At 59.4% G+C, this 24,737-nt stretch carries 24 protein-coding genes; 5 read left to right on the top strand and 19 right to left on the bottom strand.

The features are described from left to right. Positions 1–230 precede the first annotated feature (230 nt). The 4 genes from QM007_RS05715 to hisS form a co-directional block, all read right to left on the bottom strand. Positions 231–1,637: a replication-associated recombination protein A gene (locus tag QM007_RS05715; RefSeq protein WP_283490947.1), complete on the bottom strand. Its 1,407-nt coding sequence runs from the start codon at positions 1,635–1,637 to the stop codon at positions 231–233. 12 nt (positions 1,638–1,649) lie between these two features. Further along, positions 1,650–2,084 carry a D-aminoacyl-tRNA deacylase gene (dtd, locus tag QM007_RS05710; protein ID WP_283490946.1) on the bottom strand — a complete coding sequence of 145 codons (435 nt, stop codon included), beginning with the start codon at positions 2,082–2,084 and terminating at the stop codon, positions 1,650–1,652. A 134-nt stretch (positions 2,085–2,218) separates the two neighbouring features. After that, entirely contained in the window at positions 2,219–3,991 is a 1,773-nt protein-coding gene (aspS, locus tag QM007_RS05705; protein ID WP_283490945.1) for an aspartate--tRNA ligase, read from the bottom strand. Between the two features lie 108 nt (positions 3,992–4,099). After that, positions 4,100–5,452, bottom strand: a complete 1,353-nt coding sequence (hisS, locus tag QM007_RS05700) for a histidine--tRNA ligase (protein ID WP_283490944.1) — start codon at positions 5,450–5,452, stop codon at positions 4,100–4,102. Between the two features lie 301 nt (positions 5,453–5,753). Between hisS and QM007_RS05695 the strand changes: the two genes are divergently transcribed. Continuing rightward, complete coding sequence (locus QM007_RS05695) at positions 5,754–7,043, top strand: DUF349 domain-containing protein (protein ID WP_283490943.1); 1,290 nt, start codon at positions 5,754–5,756, stop codon at positions 7,041–7,043. Positions 7,044–7,203: 160 nt separating this feature from the next. Further along, on the top strand, positions 7,204–7,959 hold the full coding sequence (locus QM007_RS05690) for a type IV toxin-antitoxin system AbiEi family antitoxin (protein ID WP_283490942.1): 756 nt from the start codon (positions 7,204–7,206) through the stop codon (positions 7,957–7,959). Here the strand turns inward: QM007_RS05690 and QM007_RS05685 are convergent. The 10 genes from QM007_RS05685 to QM007_RS05640 all read right to left on the bottom strand — a co-directional run bounded on the left by QM007_RS05685 (position 7,956) and on the right by QM007_RS05640 (position 19,271). Beyond that, complete coding sequence (locus QM007_RS05685; protein ID WP_283490941.1) at positions 7,956–10,334, bottom strand: RelA/SpoT family protein; 2,379 nt, start codon at positions 10,332–10,334, stop codon at positions 7,956–7,958. The two genes, QM007_RS05690 and QM007_RS05685, sit on opposite strands and share 4 nt — an antisense overlap. A 130-nt stretch (positions 10,335–10,464) precedes the next feature. Beyond that, positions 10,465–11,541 (bottom strand): protein translocase subunit SecF, encoded by a 1,077-nt coding sequence (secF, locus tag QM007_RS05680; RefSeq protein ID WP_283490940.1) that lies wholly within the window; start codon positions 11,539–11,541, stop codon positions 10,465–10,467. Then, positions 11,534–13,279: a protein translocase subunit SecD gene (gene secD / locus QM007_RS05675; protein WP_283490939.1), complete on the bottom strand. Its 1,746-nt coding sequence runs from the start codon at positions 13,277–13,279 to the stop codon at positions 11,534–11,536. Before secD ends, secF begins: the two co-directional genes overlap by 8 nt. 85 nt (positions 13,280–13,364) lie before the next feature. Further along, positions 13,365–13,712: a preprotein translocase subunit YajC gene (locus QM007_RS05670; RefSeq protein ID WP_283490938.1), complete on the bottom strand. Its 348-nt coding sequence runs from the start codon at positions 13,710–13,712 to the stop codon at positions 13,365–13,367. A 109-nt stretch (positions 13,713–13,821) separates the two neighbouring features. Then, positions 13,822–14,859, bottom strand: coding sequence for a Holliday junction branch migration DNA helicase RuvB (ruvB, locus tag QM007_RS05665; protein ID WP_283490937.1), 1,038 nt, complete (start codon positions 14,857–14,859; stop codon positions 13,822–13,824). Positions 14,860–14,866: 7 nt separating this feature from the next. Further along, positions 14,867–15,484: a Holliday junction branch migration protein RuvA gene (gene ruvA, locus QM007_RS05660; protein ID WP_283490936.1), complete on the bottom strand. Its 618-nt coding sequence runs from the start codon at positions 15,482–15,484 to the stop codon at positions 14,867–14,869. A gap of 186 nt (positions 15,485–15,670) precedes the next feature. Next, on the bottom strand, positions 15,671–16,342 hold the full coding sequence (gene ruvC, locus QM007_RS05655) for a crossover junction endodeoxyribonuclease RuvC (RefSeq protein WP_283490935.1): 672 nt from the start codon (positions 16,340–16,342) through the stop codon (positions 15,671–15,673). A gap of 22 nt (positions 16,343–16,364) precedes the next feature. After that, on the bottom strand, positions 16,365–17,123 hold the full coding sequence (locus QM007_RS05650; protein ID WP_237185748.1) for a YebC/PmpR family DNA-binding transcriptional regulator: 759 nt from the start codon (positions 17,121–17,123) through the stop codon (positions 16,365–16,367). Positions 17,124–17,184: 61 nt separating this feature from the next. After that, a complete protein-coding gene (locus QM007_RS05645) occupies positions 17,185–17,964 on the bottom strand; it encodes a type 1 glutamine amidotransferase (RefSeq protein WP_272878463.1) in 780 nt (259 codons plus the stop codon). Further along, positions 17,964–19,271 (bottom strand): Mur ligase family protein, encoded by a 1,308-nt coding sequence (locus QM007_RS05640; protein ID WP_283491007.1) that lies wholly within the window; start codon positions 19,269–19,271, stop codon positions 17,964–17,966. Before QM007_RS05640 ends, QM007_RS05645 begins: the two co-directional genes overlap by 1 nt. Before the next feature lie 44 nt (positions 19,272–19,315). Between QM007_RS05640 and QM007_RS05635 the strand changes: the two genes are divergently transcribed. Then, positions 19,316–20,293, top strand: coding sequence for a hypothetical protein (locus QM007_RS05635; RefSeq protein WP_283490934.1), 978 nt, complete (start codon positions 19,316–19,318; stop codon positions 20,291–20,293). 131 nt (positions 20,294–20,424) lie between these two features. On the opposite strand, the gene QM007_RS05630 is transcribed toward QM007_RS05635, so the two are convergent. Both QM007_RS05630 and QM007_RS05625 read right to left on the bottom strand, forming a co-directional pair. After that, positions 20,425–20,973, bottom strand: a complete 549-nt coding sequence (locus QM007_RS05630) for an HIT family protein (RefSeq protein ID WP_283490933.1) — start codon at positions 20,971–20,973, stop codon at positions 20,425–20,427. A 38-nt stretch (positions 20,974–21,011) separates the two neighbouring features. Then, positions 21,012–22,097 carry an NADH:flavin oxidoreductase/NADH oxidase gene (locus tag QM007_RS05625; RefSeq protein ID WP_283490932.1) on the bottom strand — a complete coding sequence of 362 codons (1,086 nt, stop codon included), beginning with the start codon at positions 22,095–22,097 and terminating at the stop codon, positions 21,012–21,014. 90 nt (positions 22,098–22,187) lie between these two features. On the opposite strand from QM007_RS05625, the gene QM007_RS05620 reads away from it, so the two are divergent. Both QM007_RS05620 and QM007_RS05615 read left to right on the top strand, forming a co-directional pair. Continuing rightward, on the top strand, positions 22,188–22,682 hold the full coding sequence (locus tag QM007_RS05620; protein ID WP_283490931.1) for an FBP domain-containing protein: 495 nt from the start codon (positions 22,188–22,190) through the stop codon (positions 22,680–22,682). Then, positions 22,679–23,182, top strand: a complete 504-nt coding sequence (locus tag QM007_RS05615; protein WP_283490930.1) for a GNAT family N-acetyltransferase — start codon at positions 22,679–22,681, stop codon at positions 23,180–23,182. Before QM007_RS05620 ends, QM007_RS05615 begins: the two co-directional genes overlap by 4 nt. A gap of 69 nt (positions 23,183–23,251) precedes the next feature. Here the strand turns inward: QM007_RS05615 and QM007_RS05610 are convergent, their stop codons facing one another. From QM007_RS05610 to QM007_RS05600, 3 genes are all read right to left on the bottom strand, one after another. After that, positions 23,252–23,569 (bottom strand): nucleotidyltransferase family protein, encoded by a 318-nt coding sequence (locus tag QM007_RS05610; protein WP_283490929.1) that lies wholly within the window; start codon positions 23,567–23,569, stop codon positions 23,252–23,254. A gap of 10 nt (positions 23,570–23,579) precedes the next feature. Next, complete coding sequence (locus tag QM007_RS05605) at positions 23,580–23,954, bottom strand: hypothetical protein (protein ID WP_283490928.1); 375 nt, start codon at positions 23,952–23,954, stop codon at positions 23,580–23,582. 185 nt (positions 23,955–24,139) lie between these two features. After that, entirely contained in the window at positions 24,140–24,634 is a 495-nt protein-coding gene (locus QM007_RS05600; protein ID WP_283490927.1) for a hypothetical protein, read from the bottom strand. Positions 24,635–24,737 lie beyond the last annotated feature (103 nt).

Below are 24,737 nucleotides of genomic sequence, written 5' to 3'. Positions count from 1 at the left end.
TGCGTGAGAAGAAACCACTTTTATATGTCTAGTTTTACCAGATAGGTAAACACATGCACAGCTATTGTTGCTATATAAGCTTGTCAGAGCGGAACTCACCCCCAGTTTTCACAACCCTTTACAACTCTTGGGATTGATAATCTTCTCCCACAAATCCCACATTATGTGTGGCAATTCACTATGATATACGGTAAGTTCAAGTAATTTTTCACTGCTTGACCCACTCATGTCTACCAATAACCATCAGGCTTTCTCAATAATTCCACCCTTTTCAGCCTTTCTCCCAGCTCCTTTTCCGCTCCGAAGACCGTAGGGACGTAGTAAACCTTCCCTGCGAGGGCATCGGGAGCATACTGTTGGCGGGCCACCCCGTTCTTTTGGTCGTGGGGGTAGATATAGCCCTTGCCGTGCCCCAGCGCAGCAGCCCCCGGGTAATGACCATCGCGCAGATGCAGCGGAACTGGCCCCGCCAAGCCGGCGCGGACGTCCGCCAATGCCCCGTCAATAGCCCGGTACACGGCGTTGGACTTAGGGGCAGATGCCAAATGAATCGTCGCCTGCGCCAGATTCAAACGGGCCTCGGGCAGCCCCACCAGCTGAACAGCCTGGGCAGCATTCACCGCAGCGGTCAGAGCCGTGGGGTCAGCCATGCCGATATCCTCACTGGCATGAACGATGAGGCGGCGGGCAATAAACCGGGGATCCTCCCCCGCCTCAATCATGCGCGCCAGATAGTGCAAGGCAGCATCCACGTCTGAGCCGCGAATCGACTTAATAAAGGCACTGGTGACGTCGTAGTGCTGGTCCCCCTGCTTGTCATAGCGCACCACTGACCGGTTGACCGCCAAACTCGCGTGCTCAGCCGTCACCGGCAGGGGCTGGTTGACCGAATATTCAACCCCGGCGTCTGCCGCCTCACCAAAAGCCACCGCAGCAGCCGCCTCTAAAGAGGTCAAGGCCTTACGAGCGTCCCCGTTTGCCATCTTGACCAGGTGCTCGGAGGCCTCATCATCGAGGGCGATCACACCGGCAAAACCACGGGAATCTGTGACCGCACGCTGGAGCAGCTCAGCTATATCGGTGTCGGTCAGCCCCTGCAGGGTCAACAGAATAGAGCGCGACAGCAGGGGTGAAATGACTGAAAAGGAGGGGTTCTCGGTGGTTGCCGCCACCAGAACCACCCAGCGGTTCTCTACCCCCGGCAGCAGGGCGTCCTGCTGGGCTTTCGTAAAACGGTGAATCTCGTCCAGAAAAAGCACGGTGGTGAGCCCGCGAAAATCGCGATCCTCAAGAGCCTGGTCCATGACGGCGCGCACGTCCTTCACCCCGGCCGTGATGGCAGAGAGCTCCACAAACTTACGCCCGGCTCCCCCGGCAATCACATTCGCCAAGGTGGTCTTGCCCGTACCCGGAGGGCCCCACAGAATCACCGAGCTGGGCCCGGCTGGCCCACCGCCCTCACCTGCCAGCACCCGCAGGGGTGAGCCCGGGCCCAGCAGGTGCTTCTGCCCCACCACCTCATCGAGATTTCGGGGGCGCATACGCACCGCCAGCGGAGCTCTCTCCCGGCTGCGCGTTACCCGCTCACTATCGGTATCGGGCTGAGAATCGTCAAAAAAGAAAAGGGAGGGTTCCACGATGAACTTACCTTAGAGAGAGTCAGTATCGAGAATCAGAGTGACGGGGCCGTCGTTGGTCAGGTTCACCTGCATATCGGCACCGAACCTGCCGGTCTCAATGGTTACCCCCAGGTCACGCAGGGCCTGAACATAGTCATTAAAGAGGGGCTCGCTCACGGGGCCGGGCGCTGCCGCAGACCAGGACGGACGCCGCCCCTTCTTCCCATCCCCATAGAGGGTAAACTGGCTCACCACCAGCACCGGGGCACCCTCATCAAGCACAGACCGCTCCCCCACTAAAAGCCGCAGGTTGGCGGTCTTTTCTGCGAGCTTGGCAACCTGGGCGGGGCCGTCCGTATGCGTAATACCCACCAGAGCCAGCAGGCCGGGCCGGTCGATTGCGCCCACCGTTTCACCGTCGACAGTGACGGATGCTGAGGTAACCCGTTGAATAACTGCGCGCATGGCTGCTCCTTTGTGTGGAGGGTGGCTGACGATTCTAGCCTATCAACTGCCCTAGAAAAGGCCAGAAAAACCAGAAATACCCACCTAGTTCGTGGGTATTTCTGGTTTAAATGGTACCTACCGGGAAGGAGCGGTTACTTCTCGCCGTCCTTCTTGGGCTTGAAGTCAACGCCGGCTTCCTTACGCTGCTGGGCAGTAATAGGAGCAGGAGCTGCGGTCAGCGGGTCGTAGCCGCCACCGGTCTTGGGAAAAGCAATCACATCGCGGATGGAGTCGGTGCCACCGATTAGCTGCAGCACTCGGTCCCAGCCGAAGGCGATACCGCCCATGGGGGGCGCACCGAAGCTGAAGGCCTCCAGCAGGAAGCCGAACTTCTCGGCAGCCTCTTCCTCGGTAATACCCATGACCTTAAAGACACGTTCCTGCACGTCACGCTGGTGGATACGGATCGAACCGCCACCAATTTCGTTACCGTTGCAGACAATGTCGTAGGCGTAGGCCAGGGCCTCACTAGGGTTCTCGTCGAAGGAGTCCAGGTACTCGGGCTTCGGTGAGGTGAAGGCGTGGTGCACGGCGGTCCAGGCTGAGTGGCCCAGGGCAACGTCGCCGGACGCGGTTGCGTCAGCTGCTGACTCAAACATGGGGGCATCCACTACCCAGACGAAGGACCAATCGCCGTCCTTAATCAGGCCGGTGCGGTGGCCAATCTCAACGCGGGCTGCACCCAGCAGGGCACGGGAGGCCTTGGCCTCACCGGCTGCGAAGAAGATGCAGTCGCCGGGCTTGGCACCGGTAGCCTCAGCCAGGCCCTCACGCTCAGCGTCGGTGATGTTCTTGGCAACGGGGCCGGTCAGCTCGCCGTCCTCCTGAATCAGTACGTAGGCAAGACCCTTAGCGCCGCGCTGCTTGGCCCATTCCTGCCAGGCATCCAGAGTGCGGCGGGCCTGGGAAGCACCACCGGGCATCACAACGGCACCGACGTAGGGTGCCTTGAAGACGCGGAAGGTGGTGTCCTTGAAGTAGTCGGTCAGCTCGGTGAGCTCCAGGCCGAAGCGCAGGTCGGGCTTGTCAGAGCCGTACTTCTCCATGGCGTCCTTGTAGGTAATACGCTCGATGGGGCGGGGAACCTTCACGTCAATCAGGTTCCAGACGGCCTCAACGATACGCTCACCCAGGTCGATGATGTCTTCCTGGTCAACGAAAGAGGCTTCGATGTCCAGCTGGGTGAATTCGGGCTGACGGTCGGCGCGGAAGTCCTCGTCACGGTAGCAGCGGGCAATCTGGTAGTACTTCTCGATACCGCCCACCTGCAGCAGCTGCTTGAAGAGCTGGGGTGACTGGGGCAGGGCGTACCAGGAGCCGGGTGCCAGGCGTGCGGGCACCAGGAAGTCGCGGGCACCTTCGGGGGTGGAGCGGGTCAGGGTGGGGGTCTCAACCTCGGTGAAGTTCTGGCCGTGCAGCACCTCGCGGGCTGCGCGGTTCGCTTCTGAGCGCAGACGCATCAGGCGGGCAGGCTCGGGGCGGCGCAGGTCCAGGTAACGGTACTTGAGGCGGGCTTCTTCGCCCACTTCTACGTGCTCATCGATCTGGAAGGGCAGGGGAGCTGAGGTGTTGAGCACCTCAGTCTGCTTGACCATAACCTCGATGTCACCGGTAGTGAGGTTGGGGTTTTCGTTGCCCTCGGGGCGGCGGGTTACTTCGCCCACGACCTTGAGGACGTACTCGTTGCGCAGGTGCTCGAAGTCGGCTTCGTTGTGGAAGACCACCTGGGTGACGCCTTCGCGGTCACGCAGATCAACGAAAGCCACGCCACCGTGGTCGCGACGGCGGGCTACCCAGCCAGAGAGGGTAACGGTTTCTCCGATGTTCTCGGCGGTGAGTTCGCCGAGGGTGTGAGTGCGTAGCACTGAGTTCCTTTCGATGGGGCACGGTACCGGGTGGCACTGTCTAAAGTTCAGTTTGCTCCCGATTGTACCGTGTTGTGGTGCGCCTGGCACCGGTTGGATGGGTATGAATTAGGCGGTAGGGAGCACGCGCACGTGCAGGTCCTCAGCCGGTGGGGCCCAGCTGGCCGGGTCTGCTGCTACCTGCTCGCCGGTGCGGATGTCTTTTACTTCGTGGGTGAGCTCGCCGTTCTCCCCTGCCGAGGTAAACCAGACGAAGGGGATGCCCCGCTTCTCGGCGTACTTAATCTGCTTGCCAAACTTAGCGGCGGTGGCTGAGACCTCGCAGGCAATACCGCGGGCGCGCAGGGCATCGGCGACGTCCTGGGCACCAGACCACATCTCGTCATTGGTCAAGGCAATTAGGGCGGCGGTGGGCACCTTGCGGGTAGCTTCGGCAAAGCCCTGGGACAGGATGCGGGCAACTAGGCGGGTTACACCGATCGAAAGGCCCACACCGGGGTAGGTCTTCTTGCCGTTGGAGGCCAGAGACTCGTAGCGGCCACCGGAGCAGATAGAACCCAGCTGCTCGTGTCCCACCAGCACGGTTTCATAGACGGTGCCGGTGTAGTAGTCCAGACCGCGGGCAATAGACAGGTCAGCAACCACCTTGCCGGGGGCCCGTTTGGCAGCCTCACCGATAACCTCGGTCAGCTCAGCCAGACCTTCTTCGAGCAGGTCGTGGGTGACCCCCAGGGCGCGAACCTGGTCAGCAAAAGACGTATCTTCAGCACGGATGCTGGCAAGTTTGAGGGCGGCAGCGGCCTGCTCGTCAGTGGCTCCGACCTCGTCCTTAAGAAGCTGAGCGACGGCGTCCGCACCGATCTTTTCAAGCTTATCGATATTGCGTAGTACACCCGCGGTATCAGTGAGGCCCAGACCCAGGTAGAAGCCCTCGGAGAGCTTGCGGTTATTGACGCGCAGCTTGAAGTCAGGAATCGGCAGCTTGGAGAGCGCATCGACGATAACCAGGGCCAGTTCCACATCGTAGCGGAAGGGCAGGGCACCGTCGCCAACGACGTCCACGTCGGCCTGGGTGAACTCGCGGGCGCGACCCTCCTGGGGGCGTTCACCGCGCCAGACCTTCTGAATCTGGTAGCGCATGAAGGGGAAGGAAAGGTAGCCGGCGTTCTCTACCACGTAGCGGGCAAAGGGCACGGTCAGGTCAAAGTGTAGGGCCAGCTTTTCCTTCTTACCGCCCCGGGCCTCGTCCGCATCGTCCAGCAGACGGGAGACCGCGTAAACCTCTTTATCGATATCGCCCTTGCGTAGCAGCTGCTCAATGGTCTCTACCGAACGGGTCTCAATCGACGAAAAACCGTGAAGCTCAAAGGTCTCTCGCAAAGTATCGAGAACAAAATTCTCTACCAGGCGTTCCTCGGGCAGGTGCTCCGGAAAACCAGAAAGCGATTGTTTGCGAGCCATGTGCTCCCCTTTTATCGGTTGAAAACGGTCGAAGTAGGTAACGTGCCCTCGCGAAATAAGCGGTCTCACAGCAGAGCACAGTCCCTTTAATACTAGACCGAAGGCGCACCTGCCGGGTAATTGCACCCGCTTTCGCCCTAAACACGCTATGCTGGTAACTGCGCCACCTGCGCCCGATAGATTATTGCCGCCTCTTCACGAAGCGGCAACCAGCCCTATCGATACGGCCCGGTCTGGTGCACTTTTCATTACTTAAACGGGGGTTAGCTCCCCCACTACTGATGCGAAAAGAGTTATAGCGGTGATTACCCAATCCGACGACACCACCCTCAACGTAGACCTCGTCAAGGCCCGTAAGTTTGGCCGCGTGGACGAGGACGGCCACGTTTTCGTAATCGTTGACGGTGAAGAATACGCAGTAGGCCAGGTACCCGGCGCGTCTGCCGACGAAGCCCTCGGCTACTTTGCCCGCAAGTTTGAGAACTTCGAAGCCCAGGTTGCTCTGCTCGAAGAGCGCGTAGAGCGCAAGGCCAAAGCCGCTGACCTGCAGAAGGCAGCTGCCCACCTGGGCCAGCAGGTTGCTGTACGCAACATGGTAGGCGACTACACTGCCCTGCAGGAACGCCTGGTTGCCCTGGTTGGTAAGATCAACGAGCGTGAGGAAGCAGAGAAGACCGAGAGCGCCGAGGCTCGCCAGGCAGCTCTTGAAGCCCGCGAGGCCATTGTGTCTGAGGCTGAAGCTATCGTGGCTAAGGACGACTCCGCTATTCACTGGAAGAACTCCCACGCCCGCATGAACGAGCTATTCGAAGAGTGGAAGAAAACCCAGAAGGAACACCACCTGGCCAAGAGCATCGAGGACGAGCTGTGGAAGCGTTTCCGCGCTGCTCGCACCAGCTTTGACCGCCGCCGCCGCGCCCACTTCTCCCAGCTCGATGAGGCTAATGCCAAGGCTAAGCGTGTTAAGGAAGCTCTCATCGCTGAGGCCGAGGCCCTGCAGAACTCCACCGACTGGGCAGCAACCGCCGCTAAGTACCGCGATCTGATGGACCAGTGGAAGGCAGCTCCCCGTGGCACCCGCAAGGAAGATGACGCCCTGTGGGCCCGTTTCCGTGCAGCCCAGGACGTCTTCTTTGACGCCCGCACTGCGGTGAACGCTGAGCTGGATAAGGAATTTGAGGCTAACCTGCAGGCTAAGGAAGCCCTGCTGGAAGAGGCCCGCGGCATCCTGCCTGTCACCGATATCGCTGCGGCTAAGAAGGCCCTTGAGGGTATTCTGGACCGCTGGGAAGCTATCGGACGCGTCCCCCGCAACTCCGTGCGCCGCGTAGAGCAGGAGCTACGCAAGGTTCAGGACGAAATCCACCGCGCCGAGAATGCTAAGTGGCAGAAGACTGACCCCGCTAAGCAAGCTCGCGCTAACTCCATGCTGACCCAGCTCGAAGACGCGATCGCCGGTCTTGAAGCCGACCTGGCTAAGGCTGAGGCTAGTGGTAATGCCCAGAAGGTCAAGAAGGCCCAGGAAGCCCTGGATGCCCGCAAGCAGTGGCTTGAAACCCTTAAGGCTTCTTCTGCTGAGTTCAATGCCTAAGCCTGGCACTTTGTCTGTGACGTCTTTGTGACGCGGAATCCCCCGTCTACCGATCGGTAGGCGGGGGATTTTTGTGGATAAGCCTACCTGGCTAGCCTACTTATCCACAGCCTGACAGATTTTTCTCTTGCACCCGACGTTGATGTGCTAGAACGGAGTCATGGAACAAATCAATGTAGTCGCTGCCCTCTCAGAGCTCCCCTTCCCCTTAGCGCCAGTGCCGCACAAGCCAGCAAGCTCCCTGTACCTCATCGCCCGCGACAGCCATTCCTACCTGCCACGAGGGGCAGAAGCGCCGCCGCAGCAGCATGAGCCACCTGCGCTCGTCCGCCTCTATAGCCAAGAAACCACGCAACTTTCTGCAGATCAGTGGCGAGCCCTCATCAAGGAGCGTCAGCTTGTCCATCTCCATCACGGTATCTACCGAGAGCCAGAGGACGAACCCACCCCACTCATGCGGGCAGCCAGCTTGGGGCTGCTCACCCCGGCAGGCTACCACCACCGCATCCGCTACTCTCGAACCACCGCAGCCTGGGTGCTGGGCTACCTGCCCGAGCTACCTGAGGGACGCCTGCACGTTGATTACGACCGGGATAACCGCTTCAACTTACCCCGCCCCTGCCGGGCGAACTTCGCAAGCCATCAGGCCCAGTTACGCCCCTACGACACCATGGCTATCGGGCCCATTCGCCTCACCACGCCCCTCAAGACAGCTCTGGATATCATCACCCATTCTCTCGATGAGAGCGACCTGGCCATCGTCAAAGCAATCCTGCTCGATAGCCACAACAGCGTCACACCTGAGCTTCTGCTCCAGAGCGCCCGAGAACACATCAACCTGAAAGCGACAGCCCTACTCAGGGCTCAGCACCTGGCCCACCAGCTCATGGCGGGTGCCCTTGCGACTGGGGCCTAGCCATGCTGGTTCATGAGCGGACGGGAACCTGTCAGCCGGTAGGCGTTGTAAATACCGGGAACGTTGCGAATCTGATTGAGCAGGTGCTCCATCATGAACCGATCTGAGAGCTCCACGGTGTACCGGTTGACCACAAAACGTTCGTCGCTGGTGTGCACCTTGGCATCCACAATATTGCAGCCGGCCTCAGAAATAACCCGGATGGTATCTGAGAGCAGGGCCTTACGGTCGATGCCCTCCACCTGGATCGACACCCGGTAGACGGAGTTACTGTTAGAGGCCCACTCCACCGCGGTCTGGCGGGGGTCATCGGCCTGACTCAACACATTGGGGCAGTCAGTACGGTGCACAGAGATGCCCTGCAAGCGGGTGACAATACCGACGATGTCGTCCGGGGGGACGGGGGTGCAGCAGCGGGCAATCTTAGTCAGAATACCCTCGGCCCCGGGTACCACCACACCGTTGTCATCGCCCACCGAGCGGCGGTTAGATACCAGCGAGGCGTCGAAGCTATCGAGTTCAACAGTCTGGTCGACCTCGTCCTCGCCGTAGTAGAGGTTGACCAGAGAGGTAATGACGGCCTGGGTCTCCACCTCGTTCTCGCCCACAGCGTGGTAGAGGGTGGCCACATCGTGCTTGTGCAAGTCCTGGGCCACCTGCAGCATAAGCTCGGGCGTCATCATCTTGGTCAGAGGCAACTCGTGCTGGCGCATAGCCTTGACCACGCGCTCCTTGCCCCGGTTCATGGCCTCGATACGACGGCCCTTAGCGTAGTGCTGGCGAATCTTGGTGCGGGCCTTGCTGGTGCGCACGAACTTGAGCCAGTCCTCGCTCGGGGCGTGGTTCTCGTCCTTAGTTGTCTGAATCTCAACCGTTGAGGCGGTTTCGAGCTCGGTGTGCAAGGGAACCAGCTTGCCGTTGACCTTAGCACCGATAGTGCGGTCCCCCACCTCAGTGTGGATAGCGTAGGCAAAGTCAACGGGGGTAGAGCCCACCGGCAGGCTAATGGGCTTACCCTGCGGGGTCAGCACCACAATCTCGTCGGTCTCAAGCCGCTCAGACAGCTGCTGGTAGAACTGCTCAGACTCGGGATTAGAGTTAGAAATCTCAGATATCGACTGCAAGATGCCGATATTGAAGGCGGCGGTCTGAGTGCCTGGCTCCTTGAAGGAAAGATCCACCTTCTCCCCGCGAGAAGCAGCCTTGTAACGCCAGTGGGCAGCCACACCATACTCGGCCTCTTCGTGCATCTTGTAGGTGCGAATCTGGATTTCCAGGGGCAGGCCGCCGGGCCCGTGCACCGTCATGTGCAGCGACTGGTAGTGGTTGTGCTTAGGCTGCTTGATGTAATCCTTGAAGCGCCCAGGAACCGCCATCCACAGGGACATCACATGCCCCAGGGCGGTATAGCAATCGTTCTCATCCTCGACCATGATGCGCACGGCCAGAATATCGTTGATATCGTCGAAGCTCTTACCCTTGGTCTTCATCTTCTGATGAATCGAGTAATAGTGCTTGGGGCGGCCCGTCACGGTGGCCTCAAGACCCACCTGGGCCAAGCGATCCTCAATCGTCACGCGGGCCTCGGCCAGGTACTTTTCGAGCTTAGGGGTACGCTCGCCCACCATTCGCACAATCTCAGCATAGATATCGGGGCTCATCGCGGCAAAGGAGAGGTCTTCCAGCTCCCACTTGATGGTGTTCAAGCCCAGGCGGTGGGCCAGCGGGGCATAAATCTGCAGGGTCTCCTCAGCCTTACGCGCCGCAGAAGCACCGGATACAAACCGCCAGGTACGGGCATTGTGCAGACGGTCAGCCAGCTTGATGAGTAGCACGCGCACATCCTGCGACATCGAGATAACCAGCTTGCGAATTGTCTCAATGGGGGCGTTATCGCCGTAGCTGACCTTATCGAGCTTGGTCACCCCATCAACCAGGTAGGCAACCTCCGGGCCAAAGTCAGCAGTCAGCTGCTCCTGCGTATAGTCGGTATCCTCCACGGTATCGTGCAACAGACCCGCGACCAGCACAGGGCCGGTAGCACCAATCTCAGCCAAGATAGTGGTCACAGCTACCGGGTGGGTAATGTAAGGGTCCCCGCTCTTACGCTTCTGCCCCCGGTGATAGTGATTCGCCACCTGGAAGGCCCGCTGCAACACCTCAAGATCTTCCTCAGGGTGGTACTTCTTAACGGTTCGAATCACAGGAGCCAGGACCGGCGAAAAACGCGGCGCCGGGCCTTCCGGTTGCTCCCGACCAAACACCAGGCGAGTGGGCACGCGCCCCGAAGCAGACATGACCCGGTGCGACCCACGAACCGGCCGCTTCTCCCCTGCCTGGGCTACCTTCTGAGTGCTCTCTTCTGACCGGCTCATGCCCTATTCCCCCTCAAACTTATTTATACGTGTGGGACTATCTTAGATTAATTCCACACCCTGCGTAAGAAAAACGGGAGCGAACTACTGTCCGCTCCCGTCTCTAGGGCAAAAGACCTAGCTCTTGGCCCTACTTGCTATCGAGGTTAACCGAATGCACGGTGACCATCACCGGGGCAGCCGGCTGCGCGTCGACGTCCTCGCGCTCATCGCCCTCTTCTACCTGCCCCTGGCGGGCCCGGCGGACGAGCTCGGTATGCTCACGCACGCCCTTCTCGCCCAGACGCAGGGCAGCGTAGGCAGGAGCCGCCACAAAGAGGGTGCCCAGGGTGCCGATAATGATACCGACGAAGAGAGCCAGCGAGAGGTCCTTGAGAGTACCCGCGCCCAGGAGCAGGGCACCGATGAAGAGAATCGAGCCCACCGGCAAAATACCCACAATCGAGGTGTTGATTGAGCGCACCAGGGTCTGATTGACCGCCAAATTCACCTGCTCAGCAAAGGTAGTATCGCGGCGCTTCTCTAGCCCCTCGGTATTCTCACGAATCTTATCGAAAACCACCACGGTGTCGTAGAGAGAGTAGCTCAACACGGTCAGGAAGCCGATAATCGCACTGGGGGTAATCTCAAAACCGATGAGAGCGTACAGGCCCACGGTGGTCACGATGGTAAAGATCAGGCCAGCAATTGCCGAGACCGACATCTTCCAAGTGCGGAAGTACAGGGCCATACCGATCATCACCAGCAGGATAAACCAGACCAGACCCACCAGAGCCTGCCGGGTCACCCCGGCACCCCAGGTAGGGCCCACGAAGGACGAAGTCACCTGGTCAGCGCTCACACCGTAGGCCGACTGCAGGGCCTGGCCCACTGCCAGAGTCTCATCGTCCGTCAGCTCACTCATCTGAGCCCGCACGGTACCCGCAGCGATATTAGTGACGCGCACATCGGTAGCCTCGGGAGCGGCGTCCGCAATCGCCTGCTGACCGATAGAAATATCGGTATCGACCACCTGCGACACGGTGAACTCAGAACCACCGCGGAACTCAATACCCAGATTGAAGCCACCGCGCACCACCGGCACCAGGGCCGCCAGCACAACCAGAGCCAGGGCAATCGTCAGCCACAAACGACGCTTAGGCACAAACCCAAACGACCGCTGACCAGAATGCAGTTCATTACCGAACTGAGCGAGTTTATTAGCCACGGCGAGCCTCCTCGGTAGTGGTGGAATCTGCGGCAGGCAGGGGCTCCACATCAGCACTCCCCTGCGCCGCTTCAGCTTCAGCTGCCTCAGCGGCCAGGCGCTCGCGGCGTTTGCGCTCAGCCAGGGAGAGGGAACCGTCAGCTTCTTCAGAGGTGCGGATGCGCCCCGCACCACGGTAGAGCGGGGTGGAGCCAAGGGCTACTGGGTCCATGCCAGAGAAGCGGCCGCCGTTACGGAAGTAGTCCTTGCGACCCAGCAGAACCATAAGCGGGTGGATGAAAAGGAAGGTGATAAGCAGGTCTGAAACAGCGGTGAGACCCAGGGTGAAGGCAAAGCCGCGCACGTTACCGACCGAGGCGAAGTAAAGCACTACAGCGGCCAGCAGGTTCACGGCTTTAGAGGCCAAAATGGTGCGCTTGGCGCGCAGCCAGCCGTGGTCGATACCGGCAGGGATGGTACGGCCGGCACGAATCTCATCGCGAATACGTTCAAAGTAGACAATGAAAGAGTCTGCCATCAGACCGATGGATACAATCAGACCGGCTACCCCCGCCAGTGACAAGCGGTAGTTCATCAGGTGGCCCAGCAACACAATCACACCGTAGGAGAGCAGGCCCGCAACAATAATCGAGGTGATGTTAACCAGGCCCACCAGACGGTACTGGAAGAGGGAGTAGATAAACACCAGCAGCAGGCCGATCAGACCAGCAATCAGACCCATCTTCAGCTGGTCAGCACCCAGAGTTGCAGAAATCTGCTGCTCCGACTGGATAGTGAAGCTAATGGGCAGGGCACCGTACTTGAGCTGCTCAGCCAGGTTGGCTGCCTCTTCTTCGGTAAAGTTACCGGTGATCTGAGGCTGGCCGTTGGTAATCACTGCCTGGGTGACCGGGGAAGAGAGCACCTGACCGTCCAGCATAATGGCAAAACGGGCGCGGGGGTCGGACGCGTTGGTGCCGCGAATAGCGTTCAGGCGGGTGGTGACGTCCTTAAAGGTCTGGGTAGCAGCCTCGTTGAAGACGATATTCACGCCCCACTGGCCGGTCGCGTAACCGGTTGAGCTAGCCACCTGGGAGTAGGAGGCTGTCTCGATATCGGTACCCTCGATTTCGATGGGGCCCAGGATGTACTTCTCACTACCATCTGATGCGCAAGCAACAATGGCGGCATTGGGATCCTGGTTGGTGGTATCCACATTGGCGGGGATAGTGCAGTCCAGCTGCTCGTACTGGCGCCAAAGGTCGCCTGTCACCCAGTTGTAGTCGGACCCGTCGGTGGGTTCAGCCGTCGGTGAGGGCAGGGCGTCCTCGGCAGCGGTAGCGTCCGCCGTAACCGCCTGCGGGGTGCCAGCGTTGATGACCGCGCGGAAGCTCATTTGCGCCGAGGTCTGAATCAGATCGCGGGTTTCTGAGCTCAAAGTGCCGGGCACAGAAACCACGACGTTCTGGCCCGACTGGGTGGTCACTTCAGCTTCCGCCACGCCCGCGCCATCGACGCGCTGGCGGATAATTTCAACAGCCTGGTCGAGCTGCTCAGCAGTAATTTCCTCGCCAGAGGAATCGTTGGTCTCTGGCGAGAGAATCAGCTGGGTGCCGCCAGAAAGGTCGAGAGCCAGTTTGGGAAGCCAGGTGCCCCCGGCAAAGGTCGTGCCGAAGATCCCTCCGGCCAGTAAAAGCAACACCAGGGCCATCGAGGCAAGTGCCCCTCTGGCTTTGGTGGCGTGGGATGGTTGAGCCATCGGTACCCCTTCAGGTGAGTGGGTTAGTGAAACATGAAAAGGCGCGCCACCTCCACAAAAGAGGTAGCGCACCTGAGAATAGTGTTTAGTTCTTGGGGTCGTCTGCGACTTCACCCTGGATGACAGGACGCTCGGCGTCAGCTACCGGCGTGGTAGCGGTGTCATCCTCGATGCTGGTGACGGTCATGAGGTGGACCTTGGCCACGGTACCGGGGGCGATTTCCAGGTGAGCGGTGTTAGCTTCCTTGTCGATGAAGACTACCGATCCGTAGAGACCGAAGTTGGTCATGACCTGGGTACCTGGCACCATGGCGTCATGGCGTTCTTTAATCTGCTGCTGGGCCTTTTTGGCGCGGCGTGCTGGTAGCACGATAAGTACCAACATCATGATGCCTAGGAGTAAGAGCATAAACAGGGGTGAGCCTGACTGCACGAGAATCCCTCTTAACGTGGTTGATGGGGGTGAACAAACTAAGTCCCCATTCTATGCTAAGTTCCTTGCCCTTGGCTGGCTGCTCCTTGATATTACAGGCACCCTGCCGTTAGGACAGGTCCGGAGCCTCCAGTCCGAGGTGTTCCCAGGCCGCAGGCAGGGCAACACGTCCACGGGGTGTGCGCCCAATCAGGCCTTCACGCACCAGGTAGGGCTCGGCAACGGTCTCGACGGTTTCGGTCTCTTCGCCCACTGCAATAGCTAGGGTTGAGAGGCCCACCGGTCCCCCGCCGAACTTAGTAATCAGAGCTTCGAGCACAGCACGGTCTAGGCGGTCCAGGCCGCGCTCATCGACCTCATACATATTCAAGGCTGTGGCAGCGGCTGAGGCTTCGATACGGTCAATACCATTCACCAGAGCCCAGTCACGCACACGACGTAGCAGGCGGTTGGCGATACGAGGCGTGCCCCGGGACCGACCCGCAATCTCTGCAAAGCCTTCGGGGCTGATATTGAGTTCCATCAGGCCAGCCGACCGGCGGATGACGCTTTCCAGCTCGGCCACGGAGTAAAACTCTAGGTGTCCGGTAAAGCCGAAGCGGTCACGCAAGGGCCCGGGCAGCAGGCCCGCGCGAGTGGTTGCCCCCACCAAAGTGAAGGGCGGTAGCTCTAGCGGGATAGAGGTAGCACCGGCTCCCTTACCCACCACGATGTCCACTCGGAAATCTTCCATGGCCATGTAGAGCATTTCTTCAGCCGGGCGACTCATTCGGTGGATTTCGTCGAGAAAGAGCACCTCGCCCGGGGTCAAAGAGGAGAGAATCGCAGCCAGATCACCCGAATGTTGAATAGCCGGGCCGGAGGTAATACGCAGGGGGGCATCCATCTCGGCAGCAATAATCATGGCCAGGGTGGTCTTACCCAGGCCGGGAGGGCCCGACAGGAGCACGTGGTCGGCCGAGCGTCCGCGCATCTTCGATGCTTCAAGCACCAGGGACAACTGCTGACGCACGCGCTGCTGGCCCACAAAGTCATCAAGGGACTTGGGGCGCAGGGCCGCCTCAATCATCTTTTCTTCGGGTTCTTCATCCATCGAAACCAGGCGCTGGCCGGGAATCTGCCCATCGGCATGAGGGAACTGACTCATAGATTACCTATCGACCTACCGTGTTCTGGTTACCCAGTGAGGCCAGCACGGAACGCAGGGCCTCAGCCACACCCATGGTCTCGGCCTTCGGGTAATGTTCGATAAAGGACTCGATGGCACTGACTGCATCGCGCTCGTTCCAGCCCAGGCTGGTCAGGGCGTCCTGCACCTGAGGCTTCCAGCTCACGCCCTGGTCAATCGGCAGCTGGTCGGTAGCGCCGTCTGCCAAAATCAGCTTGCCAGCAAGCTCCAGGACGATACGGCGCGCCCCCTTGGGGCCGATACCGGGTACTTTAGTGAAGGCCTTATCGTCACCGGTGGCCACAGCGCGCTCAACCTCGGCCGGGGTATGCACGCCGAGCACAGCTAGGGCAATGCGCGGACCAATACCCGACACCGACAGCATCATGTCAAAGACCTCACGCTCGGCAGGGTCAGCAAAGCCGTAGAGGGTCATGGAGTCCTCACGCACAATCATGGTGGTCAGAACCGTTGCCTTCTCCCCCAGGCGCAGCTGCGAGGCGGTACGGGCGTTGAGGTGCACCAGCATGCCAAAACCGTTTACATCGATAACAGCGGTCTCCAACCCCAGGTGGGTCACGGTACCGGTCAGTGAGCTAATCATGAAACCAATTCTATTCGAATATATGTACTAGTACAAGAAACGTGTGTCTTGTATGTTGCGGGCAAGCAGCGGACTCACGCTCACTGCCGACCCTCTCGCGCGACTCGCTACGCTCGTTACGCGATTCACGCCAGCCCCGAGCCAGCAGCTTCGCTGTGAGTCCGCCGCCTACCCAAGACCCTCGCCCTACCTTCGTGCCCTTGCCTCTGCCTCCATCCAGGCCCGCTGGGCGGGGGTGAGCTGGGACGTTCGCCGTGCTGCCGCCGGGTTTGACCCCTGATGGGTTTGGGTAGTGGCTGCCATGTTAATGCCCGAGCCAATACCACCGCCGCGCCAACCGTGGCAGATAGCTAGAGCGAGGGCGTCCGCCGCGTCTGCAGGCTTGGGCATCGTGTCAAGCCCCAAAATGCGGGTGACCATGCGACCCACCGAGGCCTTATCGGCGCGTCCGGAGCCCGTCACAGCCGCCTTAACCTCTGAGGGGGTGTGAAAGTGTACCGGCACACCGCGTGCAGCGGCAGCTGCGATGACCACGCCTGAGGCATGGGCAGTTCCGATAACGGTATTGACCTGCTCCTGGGCAAAAACTCGCTCAATGGCCAGGGCATCGGGCTGGTAGGTATCGAGCCAGGCTTCGGCGGCGCGCAGAATCTTGAGGATGCGGGCGTCCAGGCTCTCTGATGCGGCAGTACCAGCCACCCCCACGTTCACGAAATGGGCCTTGCGGTTGGACGTCATATCGACCAAACCGAAACCGCACCTGGTGAGACCCGGGTCGACCCCCAGAATGCGGGCAGCGCCCGGAACTCGCGGTGCGGGTTCCGGGCGCTGGTGTGAGGTGCCGTGAGCCGGGGCCACGCGCTCCTCCTTTCCCTGCTGGTTACTCAGCTTCGAGCTCGGCCATAACGGCTTCGCTGATGTCTGCGTTGGAGTAGACGTTCTGTACGTCGTCTAGTTCTTCGATGGCGTCGGCAAGCTTGAGGAACTTCTTAGCACCTTCGGCGTCCAGGTCTACCTGCATAGTGGGGCGGAAGACCGGGTCGTCGTTGTTGTACTCGAGCTCAGCCTCTTCCAGAGCCTTGCGGATAGCGGGCAGGTCGGTTGCCTCTGAGACAACGGTGAAGATCTCACCCTCGTCGATGACTTCCTCAGCGCCGGCGTCGAGCACTGCCATGAGGACGTCATCCTCAGTCAGGCCCTCGGTCTTAGCAACTTCAGCAACGCCCTTGCGCTCGAAGAGGAAGGCTACAGATCCGGAGTCCGCCATGGTGCCACCGTTGCGGGTAACTGCGGTGCGAACCTCAGCGGCTGCACGGTTGCGGTTGTCGGTCAGACATTCAATGTAGAGGGCGGTACCCTGGGGGCCGCGGGCCTCGTACATGATTTCGGTGTAGTCAACGGCTTCACCGGTTAGACCGGCGCCGCGCTTGATAGCGCGCTCAACGTTGTCGTTGGGAACAGAGTTCTTCTTGGCCTTTGATACTGCAAGGTCGAGGGCGGGGTTACCTGCCGGGTCGGGGCCACCCATGCGAGCTGCAACTTCAATTGCCTTAATGTACTTAGCGAAGGCCTTGGCGCGCTTGGCGTCAATGGCTGCCTTCTTATGCTTGGTTGTGGCCCATTTGGAGTGACCTGACATGATTCTCCTTATTCGTCTGGTGCGCCTGCACGCGGGCGGGCGCGATGTACCTCGTACTATTCTAGCGTGGACGGGCGGACGCTGAGGCGCGCGCCTTTTCCACGAGGGTGTCGTCGATGACGACGGGGGTGAACTCACCGTACTTCTTGATAGCAGCCTGCTTGATGAGGAAGTCCGAGATGGCCGGGTTCTTGGGTAGCAGGGAGCCGTGCAGGTAGGTTCCAATGACGTTGTGGACGCGGGCGCCCTCGCCGGAATCTTCCTTGTTGTTGCCCTCGCCCTTGGTGACGGTGGCCAGGGGCTTGGTGTCGCCGGAGAGATAGGTGAGCCCCGAGTGGTTTTCGAACCCGATGATGGTGCCGAACTCTTCAGATTCCTCAACGATGTTTCCGATCAGGCGTTCTTCGCCGCCGACGGTTTTAGCGTCAAAGACGCGAATACCGTTGAGAGTGACGCCGCCTACGGTTTTGAACTCTCTACCGAAGAGCTGGTAAAGACCGCAGATGACCAGCATGGGGGTGCCGTCTTCTGCCAGCATGCGCAGGGTTTCAGCGTTAGCCAGTAGGTCATCTTGGATGACGGACTGGCCTGAATCCTGGCCACCGCCACCCACAAAGATATCGCCATCGAGCGGGAATTCATCACCGGGGTTGTAGTCAACGATTTCGGTGGTGAAACCGTGGGCCTGGGCCCGGCGGGAGAGCGACAGGGTGTTGCCCCAGTCCCCGTAGATGTTCATGTCTTTGGGGTAGAGCTGCACAATTTTCAGGCTCTTGTTGTTGCCGGTCTGGGTGATAATCTGCTCGCCCGCTTCGACCGGTGCGTTCTCAAAATCGCTCATTAGATTTCCTCCACATCGGTGATTTTTGCCAGTTCCTTACGGATGGCCAGCATTGCGGTGTAGGTGCAGAAGATGCGCATGGGGCGACCCTCTGACTTGGCAATAAAGGTGGCCAGGGCTTCTTCGAGGTCCTCGTTGATGTTTTCTACATAAACATCGTCGTGCTGCAGGCGCAGGGCCATGTCGTAGGCGCGCACGCCCGATACCATGGTGACGCCGCCCTGGGTTAGGGAGTGGAAGTCGACGTCCCAGAGCCAGGAAACGTCGCGGCCGTCGGCGTAGGCGTCGTTGATGGTGATCATGGTGGCGTAGTCCTTGGCATCGGCGGACGCCAGCGACAGGCGGAACCCGCTGGGGTTCTTCACCAGAAGTAGCTGCAGGGTCTGGCCGTTAACGTTGAGGGTTTCACCGCGGCCAAAAGCCGGGGCAATATGCTCAAGTTCAGCCAGAAGTTTAGTCTCGTTGAGAGCATCTCCCATAACCTCGCGAGTCAGGGCCATTGCTGCCGCAGCGTTAAAGATGTTGTAGACACCGTAGAGGTTAATGGTGCCCGCCAGCTCCTTGCCTGCAACATCAAAGGTGGCGGCGGTTCCCTTGAAGTCCTTGAGCAGGACGGACGCCGCCGGCAGCTCTGGTGCCAGAAGACCGGCGTCCGCGCGCTCGGCCCCCTCGGGGCTGGTGCGCAAATCGTCGTCGGAGGGGAAGAGGGCACGCAGCTTCTCGGATAGACCAAAATAGCTGACCTGAGTGCCAGGCTGAATATTTTGAGCCAAAGAGCGAATGCGCGGGTCCTCGCGGTTGAGCACGACTGTGCCCGTGGTTGCACCGGCGACAGTAGCCAGCATACGGCGGGTTGTGTCAATCTCACCGAAACGATCCAGCTGATCACGCAAGACGTTGAGCAGGAGCGCATAGTTAGGCTTGACCTTACGCACAAAATGAACGGCGTGGGCTTCATCCAGCTCAAGCACAGCGATGTCTGCATCCAGCTTGCCAGCCAGGTTCATATCACCCAGCAGAGCAGCAGCCACACCCCGCACGAAGTTCGACCCGGTGCGGTTGGTAAAGACCTTCAGGCCCTGGGCTTCCAGCAGCTGCACCACCATCTTAGTGGTGGTCGTCTTACCGTTCGTACCCGAAACAACAACGACACCACGCGGCAGCTTAGCCAGCTCCTCCGCCACAAAATTCGGGTGCAACTTCTCCATGACCAAGCCCGGGAAGGCAGAGCCGCCCCCGCGCAACTTGGTCGCATAACGAATGCCTTGGCCAACAAGGCGAACAACAGGTCGTGACATGGTGACTATCTTACCGGGTTTGTGTATGCTTCGAACCTGTAATGACTACTTCCATGAACCAGCTTGTACCCTTCCTCGAATTTATCTGGCGTGACATCACTTGGCGCGACAGGGCCCCCTATCTTAAAGTTGAGCCTCTTCTTGATGGTCAACCTAGCGGTGAGATTGAAACTATCGCCGTTACCCCGGGTAGCTTCCTCGGATTTACTGCCCTCCCGGCGGACGTCCGCGGTGGCGGCACCTACTGCAGCGGCTACTCACGGGCCAACCTCGATAGTGTCGGCTTTCATCTAGAACCCTGCCCCAACCACACCATCATCACCAAGGGCAAGCAGTGCGACTCCTGCTTGGCCCGCGACGAATTCGCACCTATTCACCGCATTCACTTGGGCTCCCGCATGAACGAGGCAGCTCTGGCCTATGTCAACCTTGAACACTACCTCTACATTGCCACTTTTCCCGATAGCACATCTAAGGTCGGTACCGCGTCCCTGCACTCCAACCCCCGCCGTCTGGACGATCAAGCTGTTGCCGCAGCCACCTTCGTAGCCCGAGCAGACACCGGCATCATCGTGCGCCAGCTCGAAGACCTGGTCTCGCACGAGGCCAACCTCACCCAGTTCAAACGGGCCTCTACCAAATATAAGGCCTGGGTCGACCCCGCCAGCACCGAACGCCTCAAATCTGAACACTACATGGCTGTAGAAAACGCCACCTGGGCGCTCGAAGACGCACAAGACACCATCGACGGTTTCGATATCACCGCAGACCGCTGGGTGCCATCCGTCGCGATGAGCCGAGCCTACGCGTCCTTACGGGCAGAAAACCCCGAGCCCCTCACCGGCTACCCCACCCTCACCGAAGGCACCCACGGCTTCTACATCACCGGTGGAACCGGCAAATTTCTCACCGCCCACTTCGGCGACCCCGACCAGACCTTCCTCATCAACACCGCAGAGCTCTCCAACAGGGCCTGCCGCCAGCACGGGGAACTCACTCCCCCGGCGTCCGTGCAGGAATTGCTGTTCTAGGAAGATAGTCGATATAAGGCAGCAGGCAAGCCAAACGCCCGCCGACCCTCTGATATCTCGCGCTGGGGCGCTCGATATCATTCACGCCAGCCCCGAGCCAGCGGGCTTAGTTGGCTTGCCTGCTGCCTCCCCTAGCTATCCCAGGCAGTGCTGAGCAGGTCTCGGATCTCGTCCAGGGTCTGCGTGACCGTCTTGGTGCCGGCGACGATGGGCAGGAAGTTCGTGTCACCGCTCCAGCGGGGCACAATGTGCTGGTGCAGGTGGGCGGCGACCCCTGCCCCGCCGACCTTGCCCTGGTTCATGCCGATGTTGAAGCCGGCTGCGCGGCTCACCTCCCGCAGAATTCCCATGGCTTTCTGGGTGAGGGCAGCAATTTCGGCGGTTTCTTCGAGTGTTGCGTCGTCGTAGTTGGGGATGTGCCGGTAGGGGCAGACCAGCAGGTGCCCGGGGTTGTAGGGGTAGAGGTTGAGAATGACGTAGGCGTGCTCACCACGGTGCACGATGAGCGACTCGGCATCATCGTGGGTGGGGGCTTCGCAGAAGGGGCAGGTGTTTTCGGTGTAGTCCTTTTGCCCGCCCTTTACGTAGGCGCGGCGGTGGGGCGTCCAGAGCCGCTGGAAGGCGTCCGGAACCCCCGGCAGCTCAAAATCGTCGGTGGTGTAGTCGGGAATTTCTACCATACCCCTCAGTTTATCCCGAGGGGCAGGTAGGACGCCGCCTAGCGCCGGGTGCGCCAGGCCCGCTGGTACTGGGCAGGCACATAGTCGATATCGACCTTGAGTTCATCAGCCCAGTGCAGGGCGAAGGCGGGGTTACGCAGAGCCTCCCGGCCCACCAGCACCACATCAGCCTGCCCCGACCCTACAATGAACTCAGCCAGACGCGGTGAGTTAATCATGCCAACAGCCCCTACCGGCAGACCGCTCTCGCACTTGACCTGAGCGGCCATAGGAACCTGGTAGCCCGCATAAACACTAATCTTTGCCGGGTAGTTACCGCTGGTGGAAATATCGGCAAAGTCTACGCCGTCCTCAGCCAGCCAGCGCACCACCTGTGAGGTTTCCTCGACAGTAATGCCACCGTCAACAAACTCAGTGGCCGACAGGCGGACGATGAGCGGCATCTCTGCGGGCATGACATCGCGCATGGTACGGGCAACCCTGCGCGCGAAGCGGGCCCGGTTTTCCAGGGAGCCACCGTAGGAATCGTCTCGCTGGTTAGAGAGGGGCGAAAGGAACTGGGTCATCAGGTAGCCATGAGCCCCGTGAATCTCAATGAAGTCAAAGCCAGCAGCCACCGCGCGGGCGGCAGCCGCAGCGAAAGCCTGAACCAGATCGTCAATTTTCTCTTCGGTCAGTTCCTCTGGTTCTTTCAAGCCGGGGTAGGCAAGAGCGGACGGGGCCAGCGTAACCCAGCCACCCTCGTCCTCGCCCAGAGAACCACCATCGTGCGGCACCAGCTCGCCGGGGGTTGAGGCCTTACGCCCCGCGTGAGCAATCTGGATACCTGCCTTGGCTCCCCCGGCATGAATAGCGTCAACGACCGGCTTGAAAGTCTCGGTGTGTTCGTCGCTCCATAGGCCCAGGCAGTAGGGGCTGATGCGGGCGGCGGGCTCAACGCCGGTCATTTCGACAATGACGGCCCCGGCTCCACCCCGGGCTAGAGCCCCGTAGTGGGAAATGTGGTAGGCGGTGGGCTTGCCGTCCTGCTGTTCGACCGAGTACTGGCACATGGGCGGAACCCAAAGACGGTTACGGGTGGTCATGGAGCGCAGAGTGAAGGGTTCAAAGAGGGGCGAAGTCATGTTCATTCGGCCTTTCAAATGGTGTTGTGCACCCGCTTCAACCGGATTGTGGGCCTGAGTATTCCCGCATCAGGGGGTAAACTTGCAGGCATGCAAGAACTGACCGAAGCTGCCGTCCGCTCATCTTTTATTAACTGCTCTAAGGGCGAGACTAAACGCCTCAACCTACCCAGCCTCAAGGAACAGAACTGGGACGACCTAATTTTCCTATCCTGGCTCGACCCGAAAAGCCCGCTCAAGGGTTGCCTGGTCGTGGAACATGAGGGGCAGGTGCATGGCGTGTTGTTGCAGAAGTCTAAGGCCCAGAGTAAGGCCGCTCAGATGTGCCAGTTCTGCCTGACCCTGCACCCGGGGTCGGGGATCTCGCTGTATACGGCGGCCCGGCCGGGCGAGTCGGGGCGACGCGGCAACACCATCGGCACCTACCTGTGCTCCAACCTGGCCTGCACCGACTATGTGCGCGGCAAGAAAAAGCCGGCGGGTATTCGCCAGATGGACGAGACACTGTCCCTCGAAGAGCGCATAGCTCGCACCCGCGATAATGCGGTCAAGTTTATTGAGCGACTGGTGGCGGGAGCCGCATGATTCAGGTTGGGGCGCTCGCGCCCACCCAGGCTGATGTGGTCCAGGCACTCTATGACCAGAACCCTGATTACTTCCTACGGATTTCTGGCCGCCCCGCTCAACCTGGCTCTGCGCTGGAAAACCTGACGGTCTTCCCACCCGGTTTATCCCACTCCCCTGTGCTGTTGGGGGCCTTTGAGGGCGGACGCCTGGTTGGGGTTTTGATTGCTGTGTTGGGTTTCCCCAGTGAGGAGTTTGCCCATGTAGCCCTTGCCCTAGTTGATGGGCAGGCGCAAGGACGCGGGGTGGGCCGGGCCCTACACGACGCCTATTTGGGTGCGGTTCGGCAGCACCCACATATCAGCACCTTACGTTTGGGGATTGTGGCAACTAACGCCGAGGTCGCCGAACCTTTCTGGCGAGCCCTAGGCTACATACCCAGTGGCGAAGTTAAGGACTTTACCCAAGGTGATGTGGTTTCAACGGTGGAGGTTTTCACTCGGCCGGTAAATGTGGCGTAGAAAATCGAATCTAATTTTGTTCTTCGACTGCCTTCACGTTAAAAGGTTGTCTAAGTTCTATCGGACGGCTCATAGCGCAACCGCCTCTTTGAGAGCGAAGTCAGATACCTTGTTCTTGAGAATACTGGGTGTTACTACATCAACAGAAACGTTGAGAATTTCACGGAGCGTCTGCGACATTCCCGCTAATCGCATGAGTCTTCTACGGTCTGGTTCATGCAGGTCCACCATAATATCGATATCGCTCGTTTCGTCTGCATCCCCACGTGCCACAGACCCAAAAAGTCGCGGGTTACTTGCACCGTACTGTTCAAATACTTGATCTATTTCAGCTCGGTGCTCTTCAACAAGGCTCCGCAGTTTGAGGGTTTCGGGTGTGGCTTTCACAAGTACCAGTTTAGTTGGTCAGGGCTTTGTCGCGGTAGTCTCTCATCACTGCTGCCAGGTCTTCTATGTTCGTACCTTCTGGTAGTTTCATGGCCATGGTTGAGATAACGATGGTTGAGTTTGCTGCGCCTTCATGGGTAACCCTGGTGAATGCGCGGATTCCGGTGAGGGTCCAGTTATAGGCGTGGGTATCGGCAATAACTGCCCTGATTTCTTTGCCCTGCTGATTGGCGGTGATGTCTCCGATGACGCTCCACAGAATCAGGTGGTTGCCGTGGTCGAGGACTGTTGAGTGGTTATAAAACCCTTCGGGTGTGAGAATGAGGGCGTATCTGCGCCGGTAGTAGTTGATAAAGGTTAAGATTCCAGCGACTATACACCCCACTCCGGTTGCCAGGGTGCGGTGGTATCTCCAGTCCGGCGGGTTGTGGAGGAACTACACGCCCACCGCTATCCAGCCCACGCCAATCAGGAGGCTCATGCCGAGCTTCTTGGGGATGCGGAGGGTTTCTTCCGTGCTCAGCATATCGACGTTTTTGGATATGGTCGGTTTAGAGGTTCTATTGAGACCTATCGGCTGGTATCTATGGCAGCAACTTTGGTTTCACCATGCGCGGAATCCCGATAGTCCTCGATAGCTTGAATGAGATCGCGCTTTTTCATCCCTGAAGGTAGCGTGAGGTGCTGGGTCATAATGGACTGGTTCCGCGGGGTTATGTAATGTTCTGCGTCTGCATGAGAGCTGGGGTGAATCTTGATTCCGCCTAGCTCGTTGGAGACTCCACCAACAGCTTCCCAGGGGATGAGAGCTGATGACCTTGCTGAGATAGTCGTTCTGTTCAGGATTCCTTCTGCTGTGATGGCGAGGGCCTTACGACCGGTGGCTAGGTAGATTGCTAGTCCGATCGCAGCGCTGGCAAAGAAGAGAGTGCCTACCCAAAGCAGCACCCCAAAGAACCCCGAGCGCTCCATAGCAGATGAAGCAGAAAGAAGCGCAAAGACTAGGCAGGGCACCACATTCAGGCTAACCTTGGCTGGACTTTTCTGGGCGTAAATGTCCTTCATGGTTCCTCCTCATTGAGAGCTACTTGCACCCACAATTTTACCAAGTAGACTTATTTATTTCAAAGTGAGCAGGACTGCCTGCCAAATCAAGTTCTATCTACGA

This window comes from Rothia sp. SD9660Na (assembly GCF_030064065.1).
Taxonomy (GTDB): Bacteria; Actinomycetota; Actinomycetes; order Actinomycetales; family Micrococcaceae; genus Rothia.
This window is presented reverse-complemented; position numbering and strand designations above follow the sequence as displayed.

Coding starts and splice junctions, on each gene's coding strand:
- QM007_RS05650 (WP_237185748.1), bottom strand. CDS start 17,123: ATGTCAGGTCACTCCAAATGGGCCACAACCAAGCATAAGAAGGCAGCC.
- QM007_RS05625 (WP_283490932.1), bottom strand. CDS start 22,097: ATGACTTCGCCCCTCTTTGAACCCTTCACTCTGCGCTCCATGACCACC.
- QM007_RS05690 (WP_283490942.1), top strand. CDS start 7,204: ATGGAACAAATCAATGTAGTCGCTGCCCTCTCAGAGCTCCCCTTCCCC.
- QM007_RS05645 (WP_272878463.1), bottom strand. CDS start 17,964: ATGAGCGATTTTGAGAACGCACCGGTCGAAGCGGGCGAGCAGATTATC.
- QM007_RS05615 (WP_283490930.1), top strand. CDS start 22,679: ATGATTCAGGTTGGGGCGCTCGCGCCCACCCAGGCTGATGTGGTCCAG.
- ruvB (WP_283490937.1), bottom strand. CDS start 14,859: ATGAGTCAGTTCCCTCATGCCGATGGGCAGATTCCCGGCCAGCGCCTG.
- ruvA (WP_283490936.1), bottom strand. CDS start 15,484: ATGATTAGCTCACTGACCGGTACCGTGACCCACCTGGGGTTGGAGACC.
- QM007_RS05600 (WP_283490927.1), bottom strand. CDS start 24,634: ATGAAGGACATTTACGCCCAGAAAAGTCCAGCCAAGGTTAGCCTGAAT.
- QM007_RS05685 (WP_283490941.1), bottom strand. CDS start 10,334: ATGAGCCGGTCAGAAGAGAGCACTCAGAAGGTAGCCCAGGCAGGGGAG.
- dtd (WP_283490946.1), bottom strand. CDS start 2,084: ATGCGCGCAGTTATTCAACGGGTTACCTCAGCATCCGTCACTGTCGAC.
- QM007_RS05635 (WP_283490934.1), top strand. CDS start 19,316: ATGAACCAGCTTGTACCCTTCCTCGAATTTATCTGGCGTGACATCACT.
- secD (WP_283490939.1), bottom strand. CDS start 13,279: ATGGCTCAACCATCCCACGCCACCAAAGCCAGAGGGGCACTTGCCTCG.
- hisS (WP_283490944.1), bottom strand. CDS start 5,452: ATGGCTCGCAAACAATCGCTTTCTGGTTTTCCGGAGCACCTGCCCGAG.
- QM007_RS05630 (WP_283490933.1), bottom strand. CDS start 20,973: ATGGTAGAAATTCCCGACTACACCACCGACGATTTTGAGCTGCCGGGG.
- QM007_RS05620 (WP_283490931.1), top strand. CDS start 22,188: ATGCAAGAACTGACCGAAGCTGCCGTCCGCTCATCTTTTATTAACTGC.